This window comes from Thermogutta hypogea (assembly GCF_055386265.1).
The window spans coordinates 3,272,249-3,285,038 of the sequence record NZ_AP042425.1 but is presented as its reverse complement, the minus strand read 5'-3'; the positions used below and the strand labels follow the sequence as shown (position 1 = coordinate 3,285,038).

Here is a 12,790-nt window from a genome sequence, read left to right as displayed (position 1 = left end):
CGTGATTTGAACGGGAAGGGATATTCCGTCAGGCGATCGCGGGCGATCTCACCCGGCCGGGTTTTTACCACCGCCCAAGTTGACCTCGATGACGGCTCCGCGGCGGACCGTGACGGGTCCCAGCAATCCGGATGGTTGCAGCGGATCGTCCCGTTTCCACAGTCGCCAGGAAGTGAACGTGCGGCGGCCCGTGGGTGACGGAAGGCCCTGCAAGAGCCAGTCCGGCCAGCTTTTCAGGGTGCCGTTGGGATTCCGGTCGCTGTCTTCCGGTAGGAATTCGTCGCCGATCTGGCGATTGATCCAAAGGTTGACCACGCCGATCTCCAGCGCGTTTTCGCCGGGCACCAAGTATCGACCGACGGCAAGGCGGTACGGCGGCTTCCAAACGATACCGACCGGCTTCCCGTTGATATTCACTTCCGCCGCGACTTCGACCCGGCCCAGATCCAGCATCACTTCGCCCGCGGAAGAGAACGAGGCCGGGTCCGCGTGAAGCGTCGTCCGATATACCGCCCGGCCCGAGTGGTATTTCAAGTCGGGATCTTCGAACTCGTGCCACGATTGAAGCTGCTCGAGCGTCACGCTTCGCCGTGCGCCCGAGGCAAGCTCGAACTCCACTTCCCAAGTCCCCGAAACCGCGGGCGGTTCCGGTAGTCGGGGGACGTCGATCGTGATTTCTCGTCCCGCCGATGTCTTCATCGTGTATCGGCCGGAACTCCAAACGACGCATTCGCAACGGTCGGAGCCGGTCGCGCGGAGTTCCACCGGCGCCTCTTGCACGGCGGCGCACGGAAACACCGCCGTCTCCGGGTCGAACGCCTCCAAGTGTCCGGGTTGACCGTCCACTTCGAAATCGACGACGAGGCGTTTGACGACGAGGTATGCCGGATCATCGTCCCTGGCGAGATCGGCCACGGGAAACCGCAACTTCCCGCCGTCCACAAGTCTTTGTACCGTTGCGGTGACGTCGCGCGTGCGGGCGGGATCCTCCAACACGCCGTAGAGGGCCTTGCGGATGACGAGGGATCCCGGTCGACTCTCCGGCCGGAGGATCTCCTGCCCGTCCCGGCTGATGCCGACGATTCGTTCGCCGGATTCCTCGCCCGCCGTGAACACGACGAAGACCGACTCGAAAGGTTCCAGCCGCAGCGGCAGCTCCGTGCATCCGTCTTGGTTCCGCCATGCGGCCGCGGGCAGAATGGCGCCTGTCTCCGGATGCCACAATTCGGGGCGTTTTCCCGTTACGCGAAACCGGCAGACCGCTGCGACGGGCCTTTCGGTCTTGTTGGCGACGAAATAGACGTCCGCGGAATCGATCCGCCTGTGAATGTAACGGAGAGGCCTGTCGCCTGTCGCCGATTCGTAGCGGAAGTCGCCGATCAGGCCCAATTGCTCCGCCGCATTCTCAAGGGCGTCGATGTCGGCAATCAGATTCGGGTCGCCGTCTTGATCGCTCACGTCGCCCCAGGGCGGGATTCCCAGGGGGCCGACCTCGCGGACGGGTCTCCAATCGCCGGGTGCGGCGGGATCGGCGTCCCAACCGGCGGCCGGCGCATCCCTCCACTGCCAATCGCCGTCGGACACGATCAGTTCCGAGCGACCGTCCGAGAAGTGCAAATGGAGGGCCGCGATCAATCCCGCCGGATTGGGCGCGTCCGCCGCGTTGAATGCGTCGACGGCGATGAGATTCGCGCCGGGGCGGAGCAGCCCCGTGACGTTCACGCGATACGGGCGGTGGAAATCGCCTCCCTGTCCGGCTCGACGACCGTTCACTTTGCATGCGAACTCGTTGTCGGCGGTCATAACCAACCAGGCCGACGCGAGCTTCACGTCGGGCGGGAGCTCAAAGACCCGGCGAAAATAGCGATGCCCGATCGGTACCGCCGCCGCCGGATTCCCCTCCTCGGTCCATATCCAGCGGGCCTTTTCCAAGCCGGGCCGCTCCTGCACCGAAGTGACGGGAGAGAACGGGCCGCCGAACAGGATACGCCCTTTACCGTATCGCCGCACGACGGGTTCCGCCGGGGCTTGCGTACCCCCCCAAACCTGCTCCACGATCGCCCGCAGTTTCCGGTCCGCGCTGGGGAACTCCGCTAGGCCGGGCGATTTTTCCGGGGGCCCGCCGACGATGGTGGCGCCCTCCTCCACCAGCTTGGCGATCTTCTCCACCAAGGCCGGCGTCATCCGCTGAACCCGCGGCAGGACGAGCAGCGAATAGCTCATTCCGTCCGGCAGGACGAGCCGGCCGTTCTCCACCGACATCCGGGTAAGCACGACTTCCGGCGGGCAGAAATCATACTGGAACGGGCCGCGCTCGCGCGGGAGGCCGAATTGCCAAAGGGCGCTTTGACCGGCCAAAGTCTGCGGCGTTGCTTCCGGTGTGAGCAGGCACAAGTCCGCGACGAACAAGCCCTTTTGAAGCAGATATTGACATCGCGCCAGATAGTCGTGCCAAGGCCGCGCGTAATCCCACCAGGTTTGCGTTCGCTCGTAGTGCAGCCCCCACGGTCCCATGCTCATTCCCGGCGGACGGTCCGGTCGGGTCCAAGGTTGAAGTGCGTAACGATGGAAGACGAAGCGGTTGATTCCTTCGCAGAAGGCCCAGTCGCCCAGGTCCTTGATATTGCCGGGGTGCCCCAGCCAGCGTTCGGCATCCGTAGCGGTGAACGCCTCCGCACCGACGATTTTCCTGCCGTAGACGTGTGCGGCGGAGGCCATCTCCGTGCAACTGAAGGCGGCGCCGTACCGCGACCACGACCAGAACTCGCCCATCGGCTCGTCGGCGCGCCCGGCGTAGGCCAATTCGTCCGCCGGGCATGTGGTGTAGGCCTCGATCGAGAGCCGAATTCCGTGCCGCCGTGCCAGTTCGCGAAACCTCCCCGCGTAGTGATCGAGGACCATTTCGCCGATCGTCTGCCGAAAGTCCCAAAGGAATCGCTCGGAGATTTCCCGGCCGTCGACCACGTAGCCGGCGATCACCGGCAAATAAGGCCGCACGTCGTAGCCCCTGCGGTTCAAGAATTCCTCCGGCATCCGGGCCGTCCAGTTCTGCGAGCCGACCTCCCAACTATCGATATGAGTAGAAACCAAGGTCCGCTTTTCTCCGATCAGGCCGGGCGAATCCTGGATCAACTTGGCCGGCAGCCCGGCGAACATGGCCTCCGCTCCTTCCGGACTGAGTTTGTCGCATTCCAGGCCGCGGCCCTCGGCGGGGGACGGAAGATTCCGCGCTCCCGTCGGGGTATGTCCGAAGCGGAGAACGGTCCAGCGTCCCGCCGGAACTTCCCAACGCAAACGACCTTGGTCATCCATCCGGTCGGTAAGATCCACCACCGCCTCCCTGGGGATGATTTGATCGGCGGGCGGCTCCGCGACATCGGCCGGGAGCACCGGCGTGGCATTCATCGGCTGCGCCAGGGATTTGGCGGCAATGCCCGGGACTCGAGCCGGCTCGGCCGGGCGAGGGAACGCCAGCACCGCGACATCGCGATAGTAACCTTCCGTGACGGGCGGCTGCGGCAGCACGATCGGCTCGCCCGCCGATCCCTCGACGGTGACTTCGGACCAGACCAGCCGCTGCATGGCTTGTTCGGGCTTGATCCACGGCCCGCCGCTACCCGTCCAACCGCCGTCGTTGTTCATGTTCACTTCCAGCCCCAGGCGGTTCGCCTCGGCGAGCATGAAGGCGAACAACTCGCGCCAAGCGGGCGAGCCGAAGCGAGCCGGCCCCGGGGGAGCGCCTTGATCCACCTCCATGATGAGGACGCCGCCGATTCCCGCTCGCTTCATCGCTTCCAGGTCCGCCGTGATTCCTTCCCGGCTGATGTTTCCGTCCAGCCAGAACCAGTAGACCCACGGCCGGGCATCATCGGGAGCCTGGGCGAAACCGCGGGCCAGGTCGTCGGGGGCGGCGCGGAGTGCCGCGTCACGCCAGCCGAAAAGGAAGCACGCCGCGGAAAGTACGACGCACCATCTCATGGGAGGCTCCTTTATTCCGTATCGCGGTGATTCCGGGTGCCGTGGTCGCGGACACACGGCGAAGCGATGGGCGACCCCGACGCACGCTACGGATACTACTCGCGTCGGACTCGAAACACAAGCCGGCGGCAGCCGCGGCGCGCCGCGATCTGTACGCCCCGGCGTCGCCGCTTTTCCGTATTACCGGAGCGGCTTGCTGGTCAATAACCCGATACCGCGGCCGTGTTCACCCACGGCGCAGTAATACATATAGAAGGTATCGTTCTTGGGGTTATAGACCAGGGATATCTTGTGAGCATAGGTCTTGTCGAGACCGAGGGGGTGTCCGCCCGCCTTGTAAAGCGGCTCGGGGTGGGCCGTCCAATTTCGTAGATCCCGTGAAAAAGCGATCATGATGTGGGCGCCTCCCTTTCCCACACCGAAGTAGAACATGGTCCAATGATCGCCGTCGCGGAAGACCTTGGGATCGCTCGCGAATACCTCGTCGTAACCGCCCGGCCGAACGCGAATCACCGGATTGTTTTCGTGCCGCTTCCAGTTGAGCAGATCGCGCGAAAAGGCCAGGCCGGTCTGTTCCACGGAGCCTTGCGCCGCGTTATAGAAATTGTAAAAGATCGCATTATATTCCAGGAGCCAAGGTTGATAGATGCAATCTTTTTCCCATGCTCCGCAATCCGGGTCGTAAATAGACAAAATGGGGGCGGGGAGGGCGCGTTCCCAGGTCAAGCCGTCGCGACTCTTGGCCACGCCTTCGTAGCCGGGGCGAAGTTCGTAGCCGCCTTGCCGCGGATAGCAACCGTACAAAGTCCAATAGAAGCCGTCTCTCGATTGAAGAGTTCGCGGGGCCTTCACGTCGTACGATTCATAGAGATATGCTCCCACCACGCATCCCCCGTGGTCGAATTCGCCCGGCATCCCAAAGCCCATCGCCAATCGCGGATTGTCCCAGCGAACCAAGTCGGTGCTTTCCGCCACAAAGCTGTTATATCCGCGGCCGTTAAAGCCAATAAAACTCATGTACCAGCGATCAGGGCGTTCCGGTATTTGATAGACGCAGGGGACGTCCGTGCTGTGAAAATCCTCGAAGCCGGGAATATTGGGCCGGCTGGGAATCACGTGTTCGGGGTAATAGTGCCATCCGCGATACGGCGCGGCCCATTGATCGAGTGTTTCCCGGTCGACGGCTTCGCCGGGGGCGGCGGCATCTTCCGCGAACGCCCGGGGCGCCGACGAAGCGAGGAAAAGGAAGGACGTCGTTGCCATCGTCAACAGGATTGCACGGCCGGCGTACGCCGTTGACAATCGCCGCGCCGCTCGGGGCCGCTTCTCAGATCGCAGCATGGTGGGCCTCCCTGAATATGGGCTGGAACGTTCGGGGCTTGCGACCGGTTTTCGCCATCGGGCGGTCCGGGGCGGGGGCGGCGGCCATCCAAGCGGACGGCCGCAATCGGCGAGGGTGAGTGGCCGCCCCTGAGCCATTGTATCGAGTTTCGCGGGGACGATGCGCGAACGAAGGTCCTCAACGGGAGCGGCGCCGGGGGCGAGCGGAAAGCTCCATGCCGCGCGGCTTGCAGTTTTCCGTGAGGGCGACGGCGGCGCAGGAGAGCACCTGACCGGCGAAGAGCCAAAGCGGGTGCAGGGAGGGGTAATGGAAGGTCTTCGGCCGGACCAGCCACCAAGCCGGTTCCCAGCCGTCGTTGGTTCGCCGCCAGGGCGGCTCTTCGCCCGTCACGCCCGCCCGCGGCACGGCGGTTTCCGCTCCACGGCGGTCCGCGGAAATGGGGTACCACGTCAAAAGCCAACCCCAGAGCAGCCCTGTCAGACACAGCAAGGCCACCGTCCGCCGGGTTCGGCCCTCCGTGATCTCCGCGCCGCGCGAAAGGGCGGTCGCGCCGCGGCTCGCGTCGCGTGGCGTGTCCGGCTGCGAAACCGGCGGGGCTTCACGGCGTTGGGATTTCAGCTCGATCACATCAGCACCCGAAGCGACGGCAGCGGACTTGGCACTTCCCGGAGGAGGAAGCCGGGGCGGCGACCGGCTGAGGGAGCAGAGGGCAATCCGCGTGCCCTTTTGTGCAGAAGACATCCACGGGGAAGAAAGGCCGCTTTTCGGCGGCGGGGCGTCGCGTTCGGGCAACGCCGTTTTCCGACGGCGTCGCGTTTTCTCAACACCGCGGGGAAACCGCGCGAGCCGTTCTGCGGCCGAGGCTGCGCGGTATGTGTTGCTCGGGGGCGGCACGACCGGGATTCGTCTTCGAGAGGAAATCCCCCTCGTGTTCGGCCCGTTCGGTTTGGCGCATCGAGGTTTGTGACCTAGGCTTTTCTAGAGCAGCGTGCAGCAACGCCGTTGTGCGACGCCGAACCGGCCCGTCCGTCCGGAAAGCCCCGCCGTGATTCGGGCTTCCGGGGACGAGCGACAGTGCGGGCCCCATGCGCGTTTCCACCGTCCTTGGCGCATCTTTTCGAGGTTGATCGCGGCGTGCGGTATTCCGTGGAACGAAGCGATCGCGGAGAATCCGGGGGATAAGATGTCCACAAGCTTGTCGGTTCCGTTGGAAAAACTCTTGGCTAACGCTCAGTTGCCGGCCCTTCCCCAGAGTGCCATTCAAATCCTGCAAATATCTCAGGATCCCGAATCCGGGCCGGCGGAGTTGGCGGTTCCCATCAACGCCGACCCGGGTCTGGCGTCTCAAGTGCTCAAGTTCGTCAATTCGTCGTACTTCGGTTTTCCGGGCAAGATCGCCAGCGTGCAACAGGCGATCACCTTGGTGGGCATGAAGACGATCAAGAACTTCGTGCTGTGGAGCGCGGTGTTCAGCCTGATGCCCAGCCCGAAGTGCGGGCCGTTCGACGTGAAAGGGTTGTGGCGGGATTCCCTCCGCCGCGCGCTCTTCGCCCGAGAGTTGGGTCGCATTCTGAAAGCCGCCGATTGCGAGGAGCTGTTCGCGGCCGCCTTGCTGCAAGATATGGCGGTCCCCTTGTTGGCGAAGGAGGTCCCGGAGATTTACGTCAAATTCCTGGCCGCGCGTGACGACGGTCGGCGGCGTCTGTCCACCGTGGAGAAGGCCGTTTGCCGCTGGACGCACGCCGAAGCCGGGGGCATGATGGCCCGGCAGTGGAATCTTCCCGCCCGCTTCGTCCAGCTCATCGAACGGCACGTGGTGTCGCCGTCGGAAGACCTGGGGGAGCGGGAATTGGCCGAGGCCGTGGTGGGGCTGTCGGCCATGCTCCCACCCGGTAGTGACGACACGTGGCATGAACGGCGCATCTTCCAGGAGTGGTATCACGTCCTGGTGGGCGGCGATGAACCGGAGCCTTCGGTCGTACTCCGCGAAGTGGACGAAATGTGCGCCGAATTGGCGCCTCTGTTGAAGATGTCCGCCGGCGGCAAGACGCTGGAGGAGTGGTACGAAGACAGCGACACCGCGGCGCAAACCGTGGGCTTGCCGAACTGAGACGACGCCGTTCTCAACCGCCGGCCGGGCGGAGCCGTGGAGACACGAGGGGAAAGGCCGAGCCTACTTCTCCGCCTCTTCCGCGGCAGGGAGTGGTTCGGATGGATGCTCCGCATTTTCGGCCGCGGGCGCCTTCCGGTCGCCTTCGCGATCGGTCGGACGCGTGCGTTCCCTTGCCGGCGGAGCCTCTCTGCCGGGCGGGGTCTTCTTGGGTTCGGCGAACGTCAGCGGCTCGGGCAGGTCAACTTTCAGCTCGGTGATCTGCGCGGCGGAAGGGCCGATCTGGGTCCCCATGCCCTCGACTTTGGCACCCTTGCGGATGAGGGGCGCCGCCTCCGCGCCGCTCAACTCGAGGCTGATGTCGGCGTTCTCGGCAAGCTCGAAGGTGATCGGCGCGCGGATGTATTGGTTGGGCGCCATGACGGTGATCTTCCCCGTCTTGGCGATGTTCGTGATGCGCCCGCAGATTTCGAAGCGCTCCGAGGGCGGAGAGTCGGGCACGCCGCGGGGTTGTCGCGGTGATCGGGCGCGAGGGTTTGCCGGGAGTTCGCCGCCCAAGGGGCCGCCGAATCCCCCGCCGGGTAAGCCGCCCGGCATGCCCTGACCTGCGTCGGCTCCTCCCTCGCCCGGTTCGACCGGCCGGGTACCCTCGGGAAATACGCCCGGCAGATGGTGCTGGTCGGCGGAACAGATAATTAGCGTCGCGACCGGCTCCGCCACGATTCCTGTTCTCTTCTCGACCTCGGCTGTGAACAGGACGAACATTCCGGGGCGCAAGACGTCGGGCATGGCCTTGCCGGTCAGCGTCAGCTTGCAGCCTTTGGCGGGAACCAGGTCCCAGGGTTGGCCCGTCGGTGACAAGATGCGAATCGCTTGCGGCGACACCGCCTCGACGATTCCCGAGGCCTCGATGCGCTGGGCCTGGGCCCCGGGGACGCCGCGAGGGCCTTCTTGCGGCCGTCGCATCGGCCCTTGCATGGGATTGAATTGCCCCCAGGCGGAAAGTCCCGACGCCGCAATCCAACCGCCGACGACCGCGGCGACCGCGATCCGCCCGGCTCGCATTTTCCGTATCCGGTACATGGCTCCAGCCTCGCCGAAAAGAACCCATGCGGCGGCTCGTCCGACCGGGCCGCGCCGTGTGCACTCCTTCATCATATCGCCCGCCAAGCGGCAATGCGAGACAATCCGGCGGGGAAAGACGCGGCCGCTCGGAACCCGCCGCCGTGGAGGAGCACGCTGACTGCGGCCGAATACGGAGATCTGTGTGCAAACCGCGGCGGTCCGAATTATGATATCGAAGGAAGACGACGAATCTACAATTTCCGCCGAATTTCCCACCGACGGCATTGGCATTGCAAAACGGACATTGGCTCGTGTCCGACATGGGGTCGTGTCCGTGCGGCAATGGAAGCTTCCTTGAGAGTCGTGGCCGACTCGGACGACGGCGTCCGAGCGCAGTCCCCGAGTTTCCCCTTTTGTAAAGGAGGTGCGACGATGCGAAGAGCCGTGTGGATTGCGGCCTCGGCGTTGATCATCCTGTCGATGACCGCCGATGCCGCGTGGGCCGGACCGTTCGGCCTGCTGAAAAGGCGGGCGTGCCGGGTCCATCCCGCCGTAGCGGCCTTGCAGGCCGAGCGGGAGAAGGCCGAGCAAGCCAAGAAGGAGGCGGAAGAGGCCCAAGCGGCCGCGGAAGCCGCCAAGGCCCAAGCCGAGGCCGTGAAGGCGGCCGTGGAGCAAGCCTTGAATTCGGTGAAGGAAGAGGCGGCCAAGGCGTTGGCCCAGATTCGGGGCGAAACCGAAGCCGCTCTCAAGGCCAAGGCGGAGGCGGAGAATGCTTCGGCTCAGGCCAAGGCCGACGTTGCAGCCGCGGACAAGGCCAAGGAAGAGGCGGCCAAGGTCAAAGCCGAGGCTGAAACCTTGATGGCTCAAGCCAAGGCCGAGATGGAAAAGGCTCAAGCGGCGAAGGCCCAGGCGGAGCAGGCCGCCGCGGCCGTCAAGGCGGAGCAGGACAAGCTGGCCGCCGCTCAGGCCGATCTGCAAAAACAGCAAGAGGCGGTCAACCAAGCCAAGGCCGAAGTCGAAGCCATGAAAGCGGAGCTGGAAAAAGCCAAGGCGGAAGCCGCCCAGCCCTCCGCTCCGGCGGGTGAGGAGGCCGCCCCAGCCCCGGTTGAACCGCCGGCGTCGCCCGACGCGGAGTCGCAAGGTGAAAATGTCGCGGGCGCCGAAGCCGCTGCTGCGGGGGCTTCGGCGCAGGAAAACGCCGCTCCGGCCCCGGCCGCCAATCCGTGAGCCGTCGCCGACTGCGATGATCGACGGAACGGCCCGATGACGAGCGACATTTCCGCAGGCCCGGCCGAGTGTTCCGATCGGCGGAACCTCGGCCGATTTTTTTGCGCGATGGCTCGGTATTCGTCCCGAATGGTAACCCAGCATGATCGAGGTCGCGCGAAGAGTCGGGATTTCGGCCTTGATTTCCGTCGCGGGAAAGCGCGGGTCGCGGCAACTAGACTGGAAGGGGTCGAGTTTGGGACGTCACGTTATGGACATCACGGCGGCGGGTACGTTGCGGAGGACCGAATCGCAACTCCCAACGCCGCGGCTCGAAACACATCGAATCTTGCCGCCTACCGGCAGCAGAAGAGGGCCTTTATGCCTACTCAGAACATCCGCATCGGGCTGGGGATCGTCCTGTCATGTTGGTCGCTCTTGGGGCCGGCATGGGATTCCGCCTGCTGCGGCGGCGAGGGTTTTCCCACCACCGTGCTTTGGGCCACGGTGAAGGTGGTCAATCCCGGTTCCACCGCGACCGCGGTCTTGGTGCGTTCCGCGGAAGGCAAGCCGGTCCTGCTGTCGGCGAATCACGTATTCTCGGCCATGCAAGGCGATGAATGCACCGTCATCCTGCACTGCCGGGACGAAAGCGGCCGATTCCGGACGAACCCCAAACCGCTGGCGATTCGCCGCGACGGCAAGCCGCTTTGGCGGCAACATCCGACGGCGGACCTGGCGGCGATTCCCGTACCCTTCTCCGACGAAGACAATTTGGCCGTCCTGCCTTGGGATTCGCTGGCCACGGCCGAAGATCTGGGGCGGCTTGCCCTTCAGCCCGGCGATTTGGTCCGCTGCATCGGATTTCCGCACGGCAACGCCTTCAAGGGAAGCCCGCTCGAATTCGGGGTCGTTCGGTTGGGGTGCCTGGCCGGCTATCCCTTCCTACCCATCGAGCCGGGCCGCACATTCTTGGCGGACATGAATATCTTCGAGGGCGATAGCGGCGGGCCGGTCTATGCTTGGGACCTGCATGATGCCGAGGGGGTCGATCGCGGGCCGAAGAAAGACGGGCTGATTCTGGGAATCGTCGTCGCCCAGCATTTCATCGATGAGGAATACAAGTTGATCTACGGCAGCGGCAAGTACCGCCACCGCATGGGGCTGGCGATTGTGGCGCCGTCGCCGTTCGCGCGGGAGGCCGTGGAGGCGGCGGTGCAAGAAGAGCCGCCGGCCCCGTGAACAGCCGGGCGGATGCAGCACGGCGCGGCCGCATCGCCCCGGTCACGAAAGCAATCGCCAGGCGATCACCAGCGGCGCGAGGACGAAGACGTAGGCGGCGAACCAACCCAAGCGGCCTTTTTCCAACCATGCAATGAGCCAGCGTAGGGACGCCCAACCCACGAAGAAGGCCAGCACGGCGCCGACGATGAGCGGCCCGGCCTCCAGCGTACCGCCCGATTCCTTGGCAGCGTCCCACGCCTCCAACAAACCGGCGCCGGCCATGGCGGGCAAGGCCAGCAAGAAGGAAAACGCCGCCGCCTCGTCGCGCTTCAGGCCGCAAAACAATCCCGCTGCGATGGTGGAACCGCTCCGCGACAATCCCGGCAGGATGGCCAGCGCCTGGAAGATGCCGATCCAAAGGGCCTGCCCATAGGTCAATTCGCTGCCGGAAATGACGCCGCGACCGCGCCGGGATTCCCACCGCCGTGCCGCCATCAGCAGCGCGCCCGTCGCGGCGAACATGATGCCCGCCACAAGGGCCTCCTCCAACGGATCCCAGCCGAATCGGGCGACGAACCACGCTCCGAAAAACTTCTTGTAGCTTACGCCGGCCAAACCCGCCGGCACGCTGCCCAGCAAAATGAGCCCGATCAACCGGCGGTCGCTCCCGAACAACCGGATGATGCGATCGCGATAGAACACGACGATGGCCAGCAACGTGCCCATGTGCAGGGCAATATTGATGGTCAGCTTCTGGTCGAGAGGGTGGCCGAAACGATCGAACAGGGCGGCCAACACGATCACGTGCCCGGAGGAACTGATCGGCAAGAACTCGGTCACGCCCTGAATCACCGCCAACAGCGCGATTTCCAGATATTCCCAAACGATGGGCGCCATCGCGATCCTCGCAGCCAGGCCAAGGACAAAAGCCCCGGATCCCGCCGGGAAAACTCCCCAATTGTACCTTACGGAGAAGCCGTTGCGGGCCGTGCGGTCGCTTCGCCCGCGGAATCGATACAATTGTGGCGGCAACGATTTTCGCGAACCGCCCGTTGTCTAGAGCCGCCCCGGTTCTCGTGAAGGGCGCGACGCTGCGGCTCGCGTCGGAAAAGGAGCGATACCTGATGTGCGGGCGATTCACGTTACGAACCGATCCGAAAAGCGTGGCCGAGCACTTCGAACTGGCGGAACTACCGCTCTTGGAGCCGCGCTACAACATCGCGCCGGGGCAGCCGGTGGACGTCGTCCGCGCCGTTCCCGCCGGGGCGTCGAATGCAGAGGGGCGCAGCGAGGCGCGGAGGGAATGGAGTCGCCTGCAATGGGGTTTGGTCCCGCAATGGGCGAAGACCCCTTCCGAAGCGGGTTGGATCAATGCCCGGGCGGAGACCGCCGCGACGCGGCCGGCCTTTCGCGCAGCCTTCCGCTACCGCAGGTGCCTGGTCCCCGCCGACGGCTTCTACGAGTGGAAGCGTCTCGACCGCCGCAAGCAGCCCTACTTCATTCACTTCCGCGACGATCGGCTCTTTGCTTTCGCAGGGCTTTGGGAATCGCGCGAGTCGGAGGACGGTTCCGTGCTGGAATCGTGCGCGGTTCTGACGACCGGTCCGAACGCGCTGATGTCGCAAATCCACGACCGCATGCCGGCGATCCTCCCGCCGGAGCTTTACGCGGACTGGCTGAACCTCGACCTTCAGGACCCCGCCGCGCTGCAAGGGCTTTTGCGTCCTTATCCGGACGAGGAAATGGAGGCCTTTCCGGTCGGCAACTACGTCAACGCCCCCGTCCATGAAGGACCCCGGTGCCTGGAGCGAGGCGAGTTCCCCGGCTCGCTGTTCTGAGAATCGGCGCGACGGGTATGCCGACAC

9 protein-coding genes are annotated in these 12,790 nt (G+C 64.8%); 4 read left to right on the top strand and 5 right to left on the bottom strand.

Annotated features, from left to right (window positions below):
* Window positions 1–48: 48 nt before the first annotated feature.
* The 3 genes from ACZ5B4_RS11845 to ACZ5B4_RS11835 form a co-directional block, all read right to left on the bottom strand.
* Window positions 49–3,978, bottom strand: coding sequence for a glycosyl hydrolase (locus ACZ5B4_RS11845; RefSeq protein WP_464911438.1), 3,930 nt, complete (start codon window positions 3,976–3,978; stop codon window positions 49–51).
* 180 nt (window positions 3,979–4,158) lie between these two features.
* A complete protein-coding gene (locus tag ACZ5B4_RS11840) occupies window positions 4,159–5,319 on the bottom strand; it encodes a hypothetical protein (protein WP_464911437.1) in 1,161 nt (386 codons plus the stop codon).
* Window positions 5,320–5,497: 178 nt separating this feature from the next.
* Window positions 5,498–5,947, bottom strand: coding sequence for a hypothetical protein (locus ACZ5B4_RS11835; protein WP_464911436.1), 450 nt, complete (start codon window positions 5,945–5,947; stop codon window positions 5,498–5,500).
* A gap of 556 nt (window positions 5,948–6,503) precedes the next feature.
* On the opposite strand from ACZ5B4_RS11835, the gene ACZ5B4_RS11830 reads away from it, so the two are divergent.
* On the top strand, window positions 6,504–7,430 hold the full coding sequence (locus ACZ5B4_RS11830) for an HDOD domain-containing protein (protein WP_464911435.1): 927 nt from the start codon (window positions 6,504–6,506) through the stop codon (window positions 7,428–7,430).
* Between the two features lie 63 nt (window positions 7,431–7,493).
* Here ACZ5B4_RS11830 and ACZ5B4_RS11825 read toward each other — a convergent pair whose 3' ends face one another.
* Window positions 7,494–8,495: a hypothetical protein gene (locus ACZ5B4_RS11825; RefSeq protein ID WP_464911434.1), complete on the bottom strand. Its 1,002-nt coding sequence runs from the start codon at window positions 8,493–8,495 to the stop codon at window positions 7,494–7,496.
* Between the two features lie 432 nt (window positions 8,496–8,927).
* Between ACZ5B4_RS11825 and ACZ5B4_RS11820 the strand changes: the two genes are divergently transcribed.
* Window positions 8,928–9,722 carry a hypothetical protein gene (locus tag ACZ5B4_RS11820; RefSeq protein WP_464911433.1) on the top strand — a complete coding sequence of 265 codons (795 nt, stop codon included), beginning with the start codon at window positions 8,928–8,930 and terminating at the stop codon, window positions 9,720–9,722.
* 360 nt (window positions 9,723–10,082) lie between these two features.
* A complete protein-coding gene (locus ACZ5B4_RS11815) occupies window positions 10,083–10,943 on the top strand; it encodes a trypsin-like peptidase domain-containing protein (protein ID WP_464911432.1) in 861 nt (286 codons plus the stop codon).
* A 42-nt stretch (window positions 10,944–10,985) separates the two neighbouring features.
* Here ACZ5B4_RS11815 and ACZ5B4_RS11810 read toward each other — a convergent pair whose 3' ends face one another.
* Window positions 10,986–11,822: an undecaprenyl-diphosphate phosphatase gene (locus ACZ5B4_RS11810; RefSeq protein ID WP_464911431.1), complete on the bottom strand. Its 837-nt coding sequence runs from the start codon at window positions 11,820–11,822 to the stop codon at window positions 10,986–10,988.
* Between the two features lie 227 nt (window positions 11,823–12,049).
* On the opposite strand from ACZ5B4_RS11810, the gene ACZ5B4_RS11805 reads away from it, so the two are divergent.
* Window positions 12,050–12,763, top strand: a complete 714-nt coding sequence (locus ACZ5B4_RS11805; RefSeq protein WP_464911430.1) for an SOS response-associated peptidase — start codon at window positions 12,050–12,052, stop codon at window positions 12,761–12,763.
* Window positions 12,764–12,790 lie beyond the last annotated feature (27 nt).

Coding starts and splice junctions, on each gene's coding strand:
- ACZ5B4_RS11845 (WP_464911438.1), bottom strand. CDS start 3,978: ATGAGATGGTGCGTCGTACTTTCCGCGGCGTGCTTCCTTTTCGGCTGG.
- ACZ5B4_RS11840 (WP_464911437.1), bottom strand. CDS start 5,319: ATGCTGCGATCTGAGAAGCGGCCCCGAGCGGCGCGGCGATTGTCAACG.
- ACZ5B4_RS11830 (WP_464911435.1), top strand. CDS start 6,504: ATGTCCACAAGCTTGTCGGTTCCGTTGGAAAAACTCTTGGCTAACGCT.
- ACZ5B4_RS11825 (WP_464911434.1), bottom strand. CDS start 8,495: ATGCGAGCCGGGCGGATCGCGGTCGCCGCGGTCGTCGGCGGTTGGATT.
- ACZ5B4_RS11820 (WP_464911433.1), top strand. CDS start 8,928: ATGCGAAGAGCCGTGTGGATTGCGGCCTCGGCGTTGATCATCCTGTCG.
- ACZ5B4_RS11815 (WP_464911432.1), top strand. CDS start 10,083: ATGCCTACTCAGAACATCCGCATCGGGCTGGGGATCGTCCTGTCATGT.
- ACZ5B4_RS11810 (WP_464911431.1), bottom strand. CDS start 11,822: ATGGCGCCCATCGTTTGGGAATATCTGGAAATCGCGCTGTTGGCGGTG.
- ACZ5B4_RS11805 (WP_464911430.1), top strand. CDS start 12,050: ATGTGCGGGCGATTCACGTTACGAACCGATCCGAAAAGCGTGGCCGAG.